Origin of the sequence: Tardiphaga sp. 215_C5_N2_1 (assembly GCF_052076055.1) — a bacterium.
GTDB classification, from domain to species: Bacteria; Pseudomonadota; Alphaproteobacteria; order Rhizobiales; family Xanthobacteraceae; genus Tardiphaga; species Tardiphaga robiniae.
The window spans coordinates 109,995-125,152 of record NZ_CP197240.1; the positions used below are offsets into that span (position 1 = coordinate 109,995).

General features: G+C 62.5%; 11 protein-coding genes. 4 read left to right on the plus strand and 7 right to left on the minus strand.

Translation table 11 applies throughout. The features are described 5' to 3' along the window. Positions 1–22 precede the first annotated feature (22 nt). A complete protein-coding gene (gene ligA / locus AB7828_RS00545; protein WP_441229083.1) occupies positions 23–2,173 on the plus strand; it encodes an NAD-dependent DNA ligase LigA in 2,151 nt (716 codons plus the stop codon). A 979-nt stretch (positions 2,174–3,152) separates the two neighbouring features. Here the strand turns inward: ligA and AB7828_RS00550 are convergent. Both AB7828_RS00550 and AB7828_RS00555 read right to left on the minus strand, forming a co-directional pair. Continuing rightward, entirely contained in the window at positions 3,153–4,376 is a 1,224-nt protein-coding gene (locus AB7828_RS00550) for a multidrug effflux MFS transporter (protein ID WP_441232176.1), read from the minus strand. Positions 4,377–4,454: 78 nt separating this feature from the next. Further along, entirely contained in the window at positions 4,455–6,293 is a 1,839-nt protein-coding gene (locus AB7828_RS00555; protein ID WP_441229084.1) for an aminopeptidase P family protein, read from the minus strand. Between the two features lie 189 nt (positions 6,294–6,482). Between AB7828_RS00555 and AB7828_RS00560 the strand changes: the two genes are divergently transcribed. After that, complete coding sequence (locus AB7828_RS00560) at positions 6,483–6,698, plus strand: hypothetical protein (RefSeq protein ID WP_141137217.1); 216 nt, start codon at positions 6,483–6,485, stop codon at positions 6,696–6,698. A 71-nt stretch (positions 6,699–6,769) separates the two neighbouring features. Here AB7828_RS00560 and AB7828_RS00565 read toward each other — a convergent pair whose 3' ends face one another. Then, entirely contained in the window at positions 6,770–7,660 is an 891-nt protein-coding gene (locus tag AB7828_RS00565) for a 50S ribosomal protein L11 methyltransferase (protein ID WP_441229085.1), read from the minus strand. A 202-nt stretch (positions 7,661–7,862) separates the two neighbouring features. Further along, positions 7,863–9,464, minus strand: a complete 1,602-nt coding sequence (locus tag AB7828_RS00570; RefSeq protein WP_441229086.1) for a phytoene desaturase family protein — start codon at positions 9,462–9,464, stop codon at positions 7,863–7,865. A gap of 189 nt (positions 9,465–9,653) precedes the next feature. Between AB7828_RS00570 and AB7828_RS00575 the strand changes: the two genes are divergently transcribed. Continuing rightward, a complete protein-coding gene (locus AB7828_RS00575; protein WP_441229087.1) occupies positions 9,654–11,930 on the plus strand; it encodes a spermidine synthase in 2,277 nt (758 codons plus the stop codon). A 60-nt stretch (positions 11,931–11,990) separates the two neighbouring features. On the opposite strand, the gene AB7828_RS00580 is transcribed toward AB7828_RS00575, so the two are convergent. Then, positions 11,991–12,779, minus strand: a complete 789-nt coding sequence (locus tag AB7828_RS00580; RefSeq protein ID WP_441229088.1) for a L,D-transpeptidase — start codon at positions 12,777–12,779, stop codon at positions 11,991–11,993. A gap of 278 nt (positions 12,780–13,057) precedes the next feature. Between AB7828_RS00580 and AB7828_RS00585 the strand changes: the two genes are divergently transcribed. Then, positions 13,058–13,384, plus strand: a complete 327-nt coding sequence (locus AB7828_RS00585; RefSeq protein WP_089268246.1) for a hypothetical protein — start codon at positions 13,058–13,060, stop codon at positions 13,382–13,384. A gap of 64 nt (positions 13,385–13,448) precedes the next feature. On the opposite strand, the gene AB7828_RS00590 is transcribed toward AB7828_RS00585, so the two are convergent. Beyond that, complete coding sequence (locus AB7828_RS00590) at positions 13,449–14,210, minus strand: ABC transporter permease (RefSeq protein WP_068734061.1); 762 nt, start codon at positions 14,208–14,210, stop codon at positions 13,449–13,451. A 1-nt stretch (position 14,211) separates the two neighbouring features. Next, positions 14,212–15,132, minus strand: a complete 921-nt coding sequence (locus tag AB7828_RS00595) for an ABC transporter ATP-binding protein (protein ID WP_441229089.1) — start codon at positions 15,130–15,132, stop codon at positions 14,212–14,214. Positions 15,133–15,158: the final 26 nt, after the last annotated feature.

The following is a 15,158-nucleotide window of genomic DNA, read 5'->3' on the forward strand; positions in this document are numbered from 1 at the left end:
TGACGAACATCGGTGACCGCGTATGGCAAAACCCGCAAAAACTTCCCCCGACATCTCCACGCTCACGAAGCCCAAAGCGAAGATCGAGCTGATGCGGCTGTCGCTGGAGATGGAAGCGCACAACAAGCGCTACTATCAGGACGACGCGCCGACGGTGTCGGATGCGGACTACGACGCGCTGCGTCGCCGGGTCGAGGCGATCGAAGCCAAATTCCCCGATCTCGTCACCGGCGCCTCACCGACACAGACGGTCGGCGCAGCGCCCGCGCGCGGCTTTGCCAAGGTGCAGCATGTGGTGCCGATGCTGTCGCTGGGCAATGCGTTCAGCGATGAGGAAGTGACCGAATTCGTGGAGCGCATCCAGCGCTTCCTCAAGCTCGATGAAATCCCGGCCATCGTCGCCGAGCCGAAGATCGACGGTCTGTCGCTGTCGCTGCGCTACGAGAACGGTGAGTTGATCCGCGCCGCCACGCGGGGTGACGGATTCACCGGCGAGGACGTCACTGCGAATGTCCGCACCATCAAGGACATTCCCGAGAAGCTGAAAGGCAAGCACATCCCTGCCGCCTGCGAGCTGCGCGGCGAGGTCTATATGCTCAAGAGCGACTTCCTTGCGCTCAACAAGAAGCAGGAAGAGGCTGGCGACACCGTCTTTGCCAATCCCAGAAATTCCGCTGCCGGCTCGCTGCGCCAGAAGGACGTGGCGATCACTGCGTCACGCCCATTGAAATTCTTCGCCTATGCCTGGGGCGAGATGTCGGACTATCCGATGGCGGAGCCCACCCAGCACGCCATGATCGCGTGGCTGGACAAGGCCGGCTTCACGGTCAATCCCGAGATCACTTTGTGCAAGAGCGTCGATGACGCGCTCGCTTTCTATCGCCGGATCGGCGAGATCAGGGCCAAGCTCGGCTATGATATCGACGGCGTCGTCTACAAGGTCGACCGCATCGACTGGCAGGCGCGTCTCGGATTCGCCGGCCGCGCGCCGCGCTGGGCCATCGCACATAAATTCGCGGCCGAGCAGGCGACCACGGTGCTGGAAAAGATCGACATCCAGGTCGGCCGCACCGGCGCGCTGACGCCGGTGGCCCGGCTGACGCCGATCACCGTTGGCGGCGTCGTGGTGTCGAACGCGACGCTGCACAATGCGGATTACATCAAGGGCATCGGCAATGACGGCCAGCCGCTACGCGACGGCGTCGACATCCGCGAAGGCGACACGGTGATCGTGCAACGCGCCGGCGACGTCATCCCGCAGGTCGTCAATGTTGTCCTCGACAAGCGCCCGAAGAGCGCAAAGCCGTATGAATTTCCCACCAAGTGTCCGGTCTGCGGCAGTCACGCCATCCGCGAGAATGACGAAGTCGTCACGCGCTGCACCGGCGCGCTGGTATGTCCGGCGCAGGCGGTCGAGAAGCTCAAGCATTTCGTCTCGCGCCTCGCCTTCGACATCGACGGGCTCGGCGACAAGCAGATCCAGGAATTCTACGACGAGGGCATCATCATGCATCCCGTCGATATCTTCACGCTGGCCAAACGCGACGAGCGCAACACCAAGAAACTGCGTGACCGCGAAGGCTATGGCGAGACCTCGGTGCGCAACCTGTTCGCCGCCATCGATGACCGCCGCAAGATCGAACTCAATCGCCTGATCTTCGCGCTCGGCATCCGCCATATCGGCGAAGGCAATGCCAAGCTGCTGGCGCGACACTACGGTTCGTTTGCTGCGTTTCGCGAGGCGATGCTTGCGGCTGCTGCGGGGCAGGGCGCTGAGGAGAATACGTCTGAAGCCTATGCCGATCTCAACGCCATCGATGGCGTCGGTGAAATCGTCGCCGATGCGGTGGTCGAGTTCTTCGCCGAGAAACGTAACGTGAAGGCGCTCGACGAGTTGCTGAGCGAGATCGAGGTGCTCGATGTTGCACAGGCCAAGACCGATACGCCGGTGGCCGGCAAGACCGTGGTGTTCACGGGCTCACTGACCAAGTTCACGCGTGATGAGGCGAAGGCGGGTGCCGAGCGTCTCGGTGCCAAGGTCGCAGGCTCGGTGTCGAAGAAGACGGACTATGTCGTCGCGGGTGAGGACGCCGGTTCGAAACTCACCAAGGCACGCGATCTCGGCGTCGCGGTGCTCACGGAAGACGAGTGGCTGGCGCTGATCGGGGGGTAGGGGCGGTCGGGTTCGGGCATTTTCCGGCGCGCCTTGCCCACACTCGCCATTTCGGGTGTTGTCTTGGCTCGTCATTCCGGGGCGCATGAAAGCGGCAACGCCGCTGAAATGCGAACCCGGAATCCCGGAGTGTTTTGCGCTGAACATGCCGAGATTCCGGGGTCGCGATACGCCGCCTTCGGCGTCTCCTCGCGCCCCTGAATGACAGTTTGGCGCACCCAAACATTTATTCCTATATCCCGTTGACAATATCTCCATCAGGTTTATATTCCCTTTCGTCCTGCCCCACCGAGAGGGGCGATCGCGATCGTCACGTTCGCGGGGTGGGATGCGGTGGACGCCGGAGATGCGGCGTCACGCGGTTCATGGGGAACGTCTGTCTTCGGGCAGGACGGATCTGCGCCAGCACTGCCACTGGCAAGGAGACGGCCGGCCTTAGGATGGACAAACCCCTGGACAGTGTGACGGACGACCAAGTCAAAACGCGTCCGGCTTACTCGCTTGAGGCTCCCTTCCCATCGCCTTGGGACTTTAATTCGCAATCGGAGCGTTCGTCGAGGCAAAGTGCAGGCAACCGAAAAAACACCGCAGGCGGAACGTCGGGCACTTGCCTGACGCCTCCGAAAGTCCTGATGCACTCTAGATTGCGGAAGACCGCATTCGCATCAGGCCCAAGGGTGCAACGGGCACCCGGCGTTCCGCACGCCCTCTCACAAGGGGGCGGGAATGCAAGCAACGACGGCGCCCCCCGCGCCGCAAACAATGGGGGCGATGACGCATGTCTGAAGGGTAGTGGCTGTTTGACAGTTGAATCAGGAGAGACGTGGCGCTCCGTGGCCACGACATACTCAGTCGTCATGCGCGGGCTTGTCCCGCGTATCCACGCCTTGGCGACATCCACAGCAAGGCGTAGATGGCCGGAACATCTAGCGAAGCTCGCTTCGCGCAGTCCGGCCATGACGTCGAGAGAAAAGCGCGCCTACAACAACCCGCTCTCTTCGCCTTCGGCCTTCTCGATCATCTCTTCCGTCACGACCACCTTGCGGCGGGGGACCAGAAAGATCATCGCGGCTGCGCAGCCACAGGACAGCACGACGAGCGCGATATTGAGCGGCACCGGCGTTGCGAAATGGCCGCCGAGCCAGGCGCCGAATTGCGAGCACAGCGAGCCCAGGCCCATCTGCAGGAAGCCCATCATGCCGGATGCCGTGCCCGCGGCCTGCGGACGAATGCTGAGCGCACCCGCGGCGCCGTTCGACATCACGAAGGCATTGCCGAACATCACGATCATATGGGTGAGGAACAGCCAGGCCGGATTCTGGTTCAGGCCGGTGAGACCCCAGACCACGTTGAGCATGGCGCCGCCGAATTGCAGCGCGAGGCCGAACCAGATCAGTTGTTCGATGGTCCGGCGCGGCGCGAAGCGCACGCAACACAGATTGCCGACGAGATAGGCCAGACCCGATGTCGCGAACCATGCGCCATATTCGGCCGAGGTACGGCCCATCTGCGTGACAACGACATAAGGGCCGCCGCCGGCAAAGGTGAAGATGATCCAGGAGGCCACGACGTAACAGAGGAGATAGCCGATGAAGGTCCGGCTGCGCAGCAGGACGCGGGAGTCGGCGATGAAGCCGCCGCCGCTCACGTCACTGGCTGCGCGCCGTCTCGTTTCGGGCAGGAAGAATGCGATGGCCAGTGTGACGACCAGCGACGAAGCGGTGACGACATAGAAGATCGCGCGCCATCCGAAGCCGGTTTCCAAGAGACCGCCGGCCAGCGGGCTCAGCATCTGCGCGATCATCATCACCGCGATGACGAGGCTGATCATCGCGCCGACGCGTTCGCGCGGATAGAGATCCCTGATGATGGCGCGGCTCATCACCATGCCTGTTGCGCCGCCGAGCGCCTGAAAGAACCGGGCGGCAATGAGTTGCGGCAATGTGAGCGCAAAGCTGCTGCCGATGCCGGCGATCACCATCAGGCCGAGACCGGCAAGCAGCACAGGCCTTCGGCCGAACTTGTCGGACAGCGGTCCCATGATCAGTTGCGAGAAGGCAAGGCCGACCATGTAGAGCGACACCGTCATCTGCGCGATGGAGATATCGGCGTCGAAGGTGCGGGCGAGTTCGGGCAGCGCCGGCACCAGCATATAGAGCGAGATCGGCGCAATGCCGGTCATCACCACCAGCAACAGCAGCATCACCCGCGATTTGGAGAGGTCGACGGCGTCGACTTTGGGAAAAGGCGGGCTGTAATTCACGTGGTGGCTGTTCTCTCGCTATTGCGGCTGCGTCAGCGGCTCGGTCGCCGCTTCCAGCCAGACACGCGTCGCTTCATCGTCGAGCAGCGGCATCACCTCGCGGTGAACGCGGGCGTGATAGTCGTTGATCCATTTCAGTTCGCGCTTGCTGATGCGATGGGTGTTGATCAGCCGACGGTCGATCGGCGCCAGCGTCAGCGTCTCGAATTCATTCATCGGCTGCTCGGCGCCCTCGATATGGGCTTCGACAACCAGTTCGAGATTCTCGATGCGAATGCCGAAGGCGTCGGTCTTGTAGTAGCCGGGCTCATTGGAAAGAATCATGCCGCGCTTGAGCGGCGTGGTGCCGAGCTTGGAGATCCGCGCCGGGCCTTCATGGACCGACAGATAGCTGCCGACGCCGTGGCCGGTGCCGTGCGCGAAGTCGAGGCCGGCATGCCAGAGGAACTGGCGTGCCAGCGTATCGAGCTGTGCGCCGGTGGTGCCGTCGGGAAATGCGGCGCGCGCGATAGCGATGTGGCCGCGCAGCACGCGCGTAAAACGATCGCGCATTTCGTCGGTGGGTTCGCCGATGGCGATGGTGCGGGTGACGTCGGTGGTGCCGTCTTCATATTGCGCGCCGGAATCGATCAGCAGGAGATCGCCCAGCGCGATACGGCGATTGGTCTTGCGGGTGACGCGGTAATGCACGATGGCGCCGTTCGGGCCGGTGCCGGCGATGGTGGGAAACGACACGTCCTTCAGCGCGCCGGTCTGGCGGCGGAAGGTCTCCAGCACCTCGACGGTATCGATTTCGGTGAGCTTGCCCTTCGGCGCCTCGCGGTCGATCCAGGCGAGAAAGCGCGCCAGTGCCACAGCATCGCGGCGATGCGCGGTCTGCGTGCCCTTGATCTCGACGGGATTCTTCACCGCCTTGAGCAGCGCAACGGGATCGGCACCGCGCACGGGCTTGCCGCCGGCAGCCGTGATCAACCGGCTCAGCGCATCGGCGGCGGTCGCATTGTCGAGCGCAATGGACGCGCCGGAGGCAGCGAGCTCTGTGAGCGCCGATGTCAGCGCATCTGGCTCCTGCACATCGGCCGAGACTTCCAGATGGTTGCGCGTGCTGTTGGAGAGCTTGCGGTGGTCGATGAAGATCTGCGGGCGGCCGTGTTTCGGCACCAGCGCATAGGACAGCGGCAGCGGTGTATGCGAGACATCGGCGCCGCGGATGTTGAAGGTCCAGGCGACCGCATGGGAATCCGACAGCACGAGTGCATCGACGCGCAGGCGCTCCATCTCGCCGCGGATCTGGGCGAGCTTGTCGGCTTCGGTAACGCCGGCATAGTTGAGCGGGTGAATCGATACCGCGCCGAGCGGCGGCGCCGGGCGCTCGGCCCACACCGAATCGAGCGGATTGCTGTCGACCGCCACCAGTTCGGCGCCGGCCTTGGCGCAGGCGGTAGCCAGCCGTTCGGCTGCCGCAGAAGTGTGCAGCCACGGATCAAATCCGAGGCGATCTTCGGGCTTCAGGTGATCGGCGAGCCAGCTCTCCGGCGGCGGCTCGACCAGCGACTGGATGCTCCACGCATTCACATCGACTTGTTTGGCCGCCTGCAGCGTATACCGGCCATCCACGAACACGGCGGCGTCCTGCAACAGCACGATCGCCATGCCGGCCGATCCGGTGAAGCCGGTGAGCCAGGCCAGCCGCTCGTCGGAGGGCGGCACATATTCGTTCTGCTGCTGATCGGCGCGGGGAATCACGAAGCCTGTCAGTTTCCGGCGCAGCAATTCCTCGCGAAATGCGGCCAGCCGCGCAGTCAGCGCCACGCCGCTTTCGGGCTCTTCGAACGTCTGGAAATGGGCTTCGAACATCGCGGGATCATCCTATGGGTGCGCTGTCCGGCCTGCAATCGAGGGGCAGGGTTGCGCAGATTTGGCACAAGTTATGCTTGAAATCTGGTGGTTGTGTTCAACCGGATGGAACAACGTCCCCCGGCTCGTGTTGTCGGTGCGATGCTTGGCCATTCAGAGTGTCTCAACTCAACGAAGAGGGGATACACAATGCCTGCTTTTACGTTCGAGAAAATTTCGCCACCCGCCACGCTTGGCCATTCCCAGCCTACCCAGGTGCAGTCCACCCAAACTCCGCCCAGTCAGCCAAATCAACGCAGCGGTATCATCCAGATTCTGGGCCGTTTCGTCGAAGCCCGCGTGACGCGCGTCGAGCGGCTGGAAAATGCAGTGCTTCGTCGCCGCGACGTGCCGCCACCGAAGTAGCAAAATCAGCCGTCAGCTTTAGCCAGATCGCCCGTCATTATTCCGGAGTTCGGAAAATGGCGAAAGGCGTGTCAGCCTGCGCGCTGCATCAACAGGCTGCTCCAGCCCTCAACGATCTGATGCTTGCGGAGCACCAGCCCGCGGGCGCGATAGGCGGCGATCACGCTCATCGCCTGATGCGGCAACAGGCCGGATAGGATCACCATGCCATTGCGCGTGAGGTGCTGGCTCATATCGGTCGACATCGCCCGCAGAGGATTGGCGAGGATGTTCGCGAGGATCAGATCGAACGGCGCGCGATCGCCAAACGCCGGCGAGGAGAAGCCCGTTGCGCAAACGGTATCGACGAGATTGCCGACGCCGTTGAGCCGCATGTTCTCGCGCGCCACCTTCACAGACATTGGGTCGATATCGGTCGCGAGCACGCGGCGTTTCGTGGCCTTCGCAGCAGCGATGGCCAGCACGCCTGTGCCGGTACCCAGATCGAGCATCCGTTTCGGCGCTTTCGCACGCAGCACATAATCGAGATAGATGAGGCAGCCGCGCGTGGTGCCGTGATGGCCGGTGCCGAAAGCGAGTGCGGCTTCGATCTCGATCCCGAGTTGATTGGGCCGTACTTGGTCCCGGTCATGCTGGCCATGGACGATGAAGCGGCCGGCGCGCACTGGCACCAGACCCTTGAGGCTCTCCTTGACCCAGTCCTTGGCCTCGATGCTGTCGAACACGATGCTCGCCGCCACGGTGTCATCTGAGGCAAGGCTGACGAGCTCGCGGATCGACGCCTCGTCCGGGGGATCGGCGAAATGGACGGTGACGTCCCAGCGGCCCTCGGGGCTCTCGAATGCAGCAATCGCGGCCTGTCCTTCCTCGAAACTCTCGGTGAGGAGATCAACGATGCGCTTGGCGCTGAATTCGTCGCCGACGGCGAAGGTGGCGCGGCTGGTTCCTTGGGGCGTGGTCATCGCGGGTCCGGGTGGCGTCGTGAACAGGGTCTGCACAGCTTAGGCGCGCTTGGTACAGGGTTTATACCGGCGGGGATACAGGGGCGATACAGCGGCTGTGCACAGGGTTATAAGCTGATTATACCGCTGTACTCCCGAGCTCCGCACAGGCTTGTTCAGGACCCATCCACTGCCTATGCACAGGCTTATCCACAGGATGTCCTCAGCCGAACAGCGCCCGGTGGTCCCTGAGGATCGCCTTGGCCGCATTGTGGCCGGGTGCACCTGTGACGCCGCCGCCGGGATGTGCACCGGAGCCGCAATGATAGAGACCCTTCAGCGGACCGCGATAGTCGGCATGGCCGAGCATCGGGCGCGCCGAGAACAACTGGTTGAGGCTGAGCGCGCCGTGGAAGATGTCGCCGCCGAGCAGGCCGAAGTCGCGCTCCAGATCGAGCGGTGATAGCGCCTGTCGGCCGATCACGCTGGCGGCAAAGCCGGGTGCGTAGTCATCGACGGTCTTGATCATCAGGTCCGCGACCTCGTTACGATGGTCATCCCACGATGCGCCGTTCGGGAGTGTCGGCGCGACATGCTGGCAAAAGAGGCTGGCGACGTGCTGGCCCAGCGGGCTGAGGCTGTCGTCGAGCGTCGAGGGGATCAGCACCTCGACAATCGGCTGGCGGCTCCAGCCGTGCTGTTTCGCATCGAGCCAGGCACGATCCATGTAGTCGAGACTCGGCGCGATGATGATGCCCGCTGAGAGATGGTCGCCGTTGCCGGGCAATGTGGTGAATGAGGGCAGGGCGTTCAGCGCGACATTCATGCGGAACGTGCCGGAGCCGTTGCGCCAGTTGCGGATGCGATCGAGGAACGGCTTGGGCAGCGCATCCGCCGGCATCAGCCGTGTATAGAGCAGCTTCGGATTGACGTTGGAGGCAACATATTTCGCGCGGATGCTCTCGCCATTGTCGAGGATGACGCCGACGACCTTGTCGTTCTCCACGAGTACTTCGCGCACGCCGTTGTCGAGTTCGATCTGCACGCCGTGCGAGCGTGCAGCAGCGGCCATGGCCTGCGTGATCGCGCCCATGCCGCCGATGGCGTGGCCCCAGACGCCTTTCTTGCCGTTCACCTCGCCGAAGGCATGGTGCAGCATCACATAGGCCGAACCGGCGGCATAGGGGCTCGCATAGTTGCCGACCACGGCATCGAAGCCGAACAATGCCTTCACCAGATCATGCTCGAACACATCGTCCAGCATCTCGCCGGCGGAGCAGGTGAACAGATCGAGCAATACGCGCTGCTGCTCGATGGTCAGTGCGTTGAGAATCTTCGCGGTGCCGAGCGCATTGATGGCTTCGCTGATCGCGCCGAGACCGAAACCTTGCACGACGTTCGGCGGTGAACGCAGCACGAAGTCCCTGAGCACGTCGGCGATGACTTCGAGCTCATGCGAGAACGCGCCGATCCGCTCGGCATCGCGCGCGCTGAGCTTGGCAACCGACTGTTGCGTGCGACCTTCGCCTGTGAGGAGATAGCTGCCGTCCGGCGCAGGAATGAAATTCTGCGCCTTGCGCTCGACGATCCGCAGGCCGTGTTCGGCGAGCTTCAGATCGGAGGCGATCTGCGGGTTGAGCAGGCTGACGGTGTAGGCCGCGACCGAATTGCGGAAGCCGGGGTGAAACTCCTGCGTCACCGCGGCGCCGCCCACGACGGAACGTCGTTCGACCACCTTCACGCACAACCCGCTCATGGCGAGATAGGCCGCGCAAGTGAGGCCGTTATGGCCGGCGCCGATGATCAAAACGTCGATGTCTGACATGTCGCTTCAACAAAGCCTGCTAGGGGCCCTCTTTATCGAAGAGGTGCGCGCGCGGCACAAGGCCGCCCATCACGATTGTGGTTCCATAGTTAGCGCACATTGCCCGAAACGGTGCCATATGCTCCATTCCCGCCCGCCGGTCCCCTGCCGGATTCTCGCTTTTCTGCCGCGCAATATGCTGGAGCCTTCATGAGTTCGTCGCAGCCCGTCGCCGCCCCAAACTCGGCTTCCCGCAATCGGCTTCTTCTGGTGGTTTACACCGCGGCGATCTTCACCAGCGCGCTGCTGTTGTTCTCGGTGCAGCCCCTGTTCACCAAGATGGTGCTGCCGCGGCTCGGCGGGTCGCCGGCGGTGTGGTCGGTGGCGATGGTGTTCTTCCAGTCGCTGCTGCTCGGCGGCTATGCCTATGCCCATTACCTGATGCAACTGCGAAGCCGGCTGGTGCCGATCGTCGTTCATCTCCTGTTGCTGGTTGTTGCGCTGCTGACGCTGCCGCTGTCCATCGCATCGGGCTGGGGCACGCCGCCGGAGAGTGGCTATGCGTTCTGGCTGCTCGGCCTGTTCGCTGTGTCCATCGGTCTGCCGTTCTTCGCGCTCGCTGCGAACAATCCGCTGCTGCAGGCCTGGTTCGTGCGCACGGGCCATCCCAATGGCCACGATCCGTATTTTCTCTATGCGTCGTCGAATATCGGGAGCTTTCTCGCGCTGCTGACCTATCCGGTGCTGCTGGAGCCGATGTTTTCGCTGCGCACGCAGAACCTGATCTGGACGTCCGGCTATGGCCTGCTGATCCTGCTGATCGCCGGCTGCGGCGTGTTGCTGTTGAAGTCGCCGCCGGTTGCCGTCGTTGCACCGGGTGCGGATGCCATCGACGCGCCGGCGCCGAGCTGGGCGCTGCGTGCACGCTGGATTTTCCTTGCCGCTGTGCCATCCGGCCTGCTGATCGCGGTCACCGCGCATATCTCGACGGACGTCGCTGCGGCACCGCTGCTCTGGGTGCTGCCGCTGTCGCTTTATCTGCTGACCTGGGTGCTGGTGTTCCAGTCGCGCCCGCTGCTGCCGCACTCATGGGTCCTGATGTTGCAGCCTCTCGCAATTGCCGGCGTGGTTGTCCTGCTCGCAGTTGGCGGCGAACAGAATCTGCTGCTGACCCTCGGTGGTCATCTGTTGTGCTTCTTCATTATTGCCATGGCGTGCCATGGTGAATTGGCCCGGCAGCGTCCGGCTGCCCGGTATCTCACGGGCTACTACGTCGCACTCTCATTCGGCGGCATGGTGGGTGGTCTGTTTGCTGGCCTGATCGCGCCATTCACATTTTCATGGATCGCGGAATACCCGATCCTGATCGCATTTGCCGTGCTGTGCAGGCCGTCTTTGCCGGAGCGGTATTCCGGCTGGGCGCGCTGGTACTGGATCGCACTGGTCATCGCCGCCGTGGTGCTGATTGCACCGAGCTATACGACTGGCAAGCTGTTTACATGGATCGAAGCCCAGCGCGTCTATGTCGTCAGCACCGTCGCTGTCGTCGGCATGATCGTTGCGATCCTGCTGCGCGCCAACCGGCTCAAGCTCGTGGCCATCACTGTCCTCGCACTGGCGCTGATCCGTTTCTACCCGGCAGACGACGGCCGGGTTGAAACCGTGCGCAGTTTCTTTGGCGTGCACAAGATCGTGGTGACGCCGAACAACCAGTATCACGTGCTGATGCACGGCACGACGATCCACGGCGCCGAGAAATATCTCAATGACGATGGCACGCCGGTGACCGGCCGGCCGGAGCCGATCTCCTATTATTACAAGGACGGCGGCATCGGGCAGGCGATCACGGCGGTACGGGCCCGCAAGGGGGCACCGCTTCGCGTGGCAGTGATCGGACTTGGTTCGGGGTCACTGACCTGTGCATCAGCGCCGGGCGAGGACTGGAAGTTCTTCGAGATCGACCAGTCGATGGTCGATACCGCCAGGGATCCTAAATATTTCAGCTACATCCAGAAGTGCGAACCCGACGTCAAGCCGGTGATCGGCGATGCACGGCTGACTTTTGCGAAAGAGCCTGACGGCGTCTACGACCTCATCATCGTCGATGCCTATTCGTCGGACGCGATCCCGATCCATCTGGCGACCGAGGAAGCGATGGAGATTTACAAGGAAAAGCTCGCCCCGCAGGGCGCCGTCGTCATGCATGTGTCCAACCGGCATCTTGAACTCGCCAGCGTCGTGGTCGGCATCGCCGATGCCAATGACATGAAGAGCTGGGTGTATTCGGAGGATTCCGGCCGCGACAACGAATATATCTTCTCGACCAATGTGGTCATCTCGGCCCATGACGCCGCCGATGTCGGCTCCATCGCGACGTCATCGCAATGGGCCTTGACCGAGGCGAACGACGATCAGCGAGTCTGGACCGACGATTATTCCAACGTGCTCGGCGCCGTGTGGCGCCGGCTGCGGGACGGGGACAACTAAAGCGTTTTCAAGCGAGGCGGACGTCGGTTCGCGTCAACAAAACGCGTCACACATGTTCCCTCAGTAGTCGCCGAAGAAGCCACGCGGCTGATACGGCCGCGGCGCGGAGGCCTGCGGCGGGTATTGCCGGCTGTAATAGCCGCGATTGGCGTAGTACTGCTGGGTCTCGGCTTCCGTCATGCGGCGATAGCCGGGAGGGGCCGGATAACGCTGACCGTCATTGCCGTCGGCCGGATAGATGTAACGATCGTCATCCGCCGGCTGCACCTGACGCGCAACGCGGCGGTTCGGTGCCACGGCCTGCGGCGTGAGATCCATGGGATTGCCGGCGGCGTCATAGGACGGCGCGGCGGGTGCGATGTCGCGGCGGGCAACGGCAGATGGCTTCGCCGGGCGCGGATTGCGGGCGAGGGCGACCTGCGAGGAGCCCGTCAGCGTGACGGTGGCGTTAAGCACCCCGTCAGCCTTGACCATGGCGAACAGGGTTGCAGCATTCTCGCGCGACAGTCGCACGCAGCCGTGGGAGGCCGGCGAGCCCAGGCGGTTCACGGAATCGGTGCCGTGGATGGCGTGGCCCTTCTTGGTGAAGAAGATGGCATGGGGCATTGGCGCGTCGTCGAATTCCTTGGAGAAGTGATCCTCCTCCATGCGAAATGTCTGGAAGCTGCCATTCGGGGTCTCGTAGGACGGAATGCCTGACGAGACCGGCCAGCGATATTTCTCGACGCCGTCCTGAACGACGGTCAGCTGCTGGGCATCCTTGTCGACGGTAATGGCAATCTTGGCCTGCGCAGTGCTGGTGGCGGCGAAAACGGCGAGACCCGCAAGGGTCATATAAAACGAACGCATCTTACCTTGGCCTCCGGGCCGTAACCTGTTGTACCGCCTACCGTCCCGCACCCAATATGCATATCGGGCGGCCCGCGTGCCAGTGACAGTTTCGTGCATCCTTAATGTTGGGCTAGGCGGCACCAAGGCGGCGACCGGGCCGAAAGAGGGCTCGGCCCGACCCGAGGATGCGCGATAGGAAGCTTCTCATGAAGGCAGATGGAACCGGTTCCTAGGTCGCGCGTTGCCCTCCCACAATCACAAGCGGCGAATTCTCGTCGCTCAGAGGGAAGCTCCAGATGACCGTTAAGACCGCTGTGTTGCCGATCAGTTCATCGATGAAGACCCGCCTGGCATTCGCCGCGGGCGTGCTGGCTCTGGTCGCCATGCCGCATTTTGCGCAGGCGCAGGGCGTATTCCGGGGTGGTGAGCAGGGTGCCAACCAAGGTTACCGTGACGGCAATCGCGCCGCCGGACCGGTCGGCGGCGTGGTCGGTGGCGCAGTTGGCCTTGGCGTCGGTGCGGCCGTGGGCGGCGTCAAGGGCGTGCTCGGTATTCCCGAGGGTCGACGGACACAGTGCCGCGGCTATTACAACCGCCATGGCAAATTCCGCTGCTATCGCTAAGCGGATATTGATTTGAAATGAAAATGGCCCGGTTCAAACCGGGCCATTTTTGTTATCAGCGATTTCAGTTTTTCAGTTTGTAGCCGGTCTTGAAAATCCACCAGACGACGAACATGCAAATCACCAGGAACATGCAGGTGACGCCGATGCTCCAGCCGACGCTGACGTCGGAGATCTCGTAGAAGCTCCAGCGGAAGCCGCTGATCAGATACACGACCGGATTGAGCAGCGTGACGGTCCGCCAACCCGACGGCAGCATGCTGACGGAGTAGAAGCTACCGCCCAGGAAGGTTAGCGGCGTCACCACCAGCAGCGGGATCGCCTGCAGTTTCTCGAAGCCGTCGGCCCAGATTCCGATGATGAAGCCAAACAGGCTGAACGTTACCGCCGTCAGCACCAGGAAGGTCAGCATCCACCACGGATGCAGGATGTGCAGCGGCACGAACAGTCCGGCGGTGGCCAGAATGATCAGGCCCAGCAGGATCGACTTGGTCGCAGCAGCACCGACATAGCCGAGCACGACTTCGACGTAAGACACCGGCGCCGACAGCAATTCATAGATCGTGCCGGTGAATTTCGGGAAATAGATGCCGAACGAGGCGTTGGAAATGCTCTGCGTGAGTACCGACAGCATCACGAGACCAGGCACGATGAAGGTGCCGTAGCTGACGCCCTCGATGGAGGTGATGCGCGAGCCGATCGCAGCGCCAAACACCACGAAATACAGCGAGGTGGAAATCACCGGCGAAACGATGCTCTGCAGCACGGTGCGCCAGGTGCGCGCCATTTCGAATAGATAGATGGCGCGGACAGCTCTGAAGTTCATGTTACTTCCTCACCAGGCTGACGAAGATGTCTTCGAGCGAGCTCTGCGTGGTGTCGAGATCGGAGAAGCGGATGCCGGATTCGCGGAGATCGCCGAGCAGGCTGGTGATCCCGGTGCGCTCGCTCTTGGTGTCGTAGCTGTAGATCAACTGATGGCCGTCCGCTGCCAGTTCGAGGTTGTAGTGAGCCAGGCTGGCTGGAATCTCCGTGACCTTGCCTTGCAGATACAGCTTGAGCTGCTTCTTGCCGAGCTGCTCCATCAGCTTGGTCTTTTCCTCGATCAGGATGATCTCGCCTTTGTTGATGACGCCGATGCGGTCGGCCATCTCCTCGGCTTCTTCAATGTAATGCGTGGTGAGGATGACGGTGACGCCGGCAGCGCGCAGCGTGCGCACGACTTCCCACATGCCCTTGCGCAATTCAACGTCGACGCCGGCAGTGGGCTCATCGAGGAACAGGATCTGCGGTTCGTGCGACAGCGCCTTGGCGATCATCACGCGGCGCTTCATGCCGCCGGACAGCGTGATGATCTTGTTATCTTTCTTGTCCCACAGCGAGAGGTCTTTCAGGATTTTCTCGATCAGCCCCGGGTTCTTCGGTTTGCCGAATAGGCCGCGGCTGAAACTGACCGTGGCCCAAACCGATTCGAAGGCGTCGGTGTGCAGTTCCTGCGGCACCAGCCCGATCAGCGACCGCGCGGCGCGATAGTCCCGGGCGATGTCGTGACCATCGACCATGACCTTGCCGGAGGTGGCATTGGCGATGCCACAGATGATGCTGATCATCGTCGTCTTGCCGGCGCCGTTCGGCCCCAGCAGCGCGAAGATCTCGCCGCGGTTGATGTCGAGGTCGATACCCTTCAGGGCCGTAAAGCCCGAGGCATAGCTCTTGGTCAGATTGGAAACGGAAATGATGGGAGACATCGGCGATATGATCGTTCGAAAAGGGG

What these genes read in the sequence shown, in the direction of transcription:
- AB7828_RS00580 (WP_441229088.1), bottom strand. Translation starts at nt 12,779, where the DNA reads ATGCGTTCGTTTTATATGACCCTTGCGGGTCTCGCCGTTTTCGCCGCC.
- AB7828_RS00570 (WP_441229086.1), bottom strand. Translation starts at nt 9,464, where the DNA reads ATGTCAGACATCGACGTTTTGATCATCGGCGCCGGCCATAACGGCCTC.
- AB7828_RS00575 (WP_441229087.1), top strand. Translation starts at nt 9,654, where the DNA reads ATGAGTTCGTCGCAGCCCGTCGCCGCCCCAAACTCGGCTTCCCGCAAT.
- AB7828_RS00560 (WP_141137217.1), top strand. Translation starts at nt 6,483, where the DNA reads ATGCCTGCTTTTACGTTCGAGAAAATTTCGCCACCCGCCACGCTTGGC.
- AB7828_RS00565 (WP_441229085.1), bottom strand. Translation starts at nt 7,660, where the DNA reads ATGACCACGCCCCAAGGAACCAGCCGCGCCACCTTCGCCGTCGGCGAC.
- AB7828_RS00555 (WP_441229084.1), bottom strand. Translation starts at nt 6,293, where the DNA reads ATGTTCGAAGCCCATTTCCAGACGTTCGAAGAGCCCGAAAGCGGCGTG.
- AB7828_RS00550 (WP_441232176.1), bottom strand. Translation starts at nt 4,376, where the DNA reads ATGCTGCTGTTGCTGGTGGTGATGACCGGCATTGCGCCGATCTCGCTC.
- AB7828_RS00585 (WP_089268246.1), top strand. Translation starts at nt 13,058, where the DNA reads ATGACCGTTAAGACCGCTGTGTTGCCGATCAGTTCATCGATGAAGACC.
- AB7828_RS00590 (WP_068734061.1), bottom strand. Translation starts at nt 14,210, where the DNA reads ATGAACTTCAGAGCTGTCCGCGCCATCTATCTATTCGAAATGGCGCGC.
- AB7828_RS00595 (WP_441229089.1), bottom strand. Translation starts at nt 15,132, where the DNA reads ATGTCTCCCATCATTTCCGTTTCCAATCTGACCAAGAGCTATGCCTCG.
- ligA (WP_441229083.1), top strand. Translation starts at nt 23, where the DNA reads ATGGCAAAACCCGCAAAAACTTCCCCCGACATCTCCACGCTCACGAAG.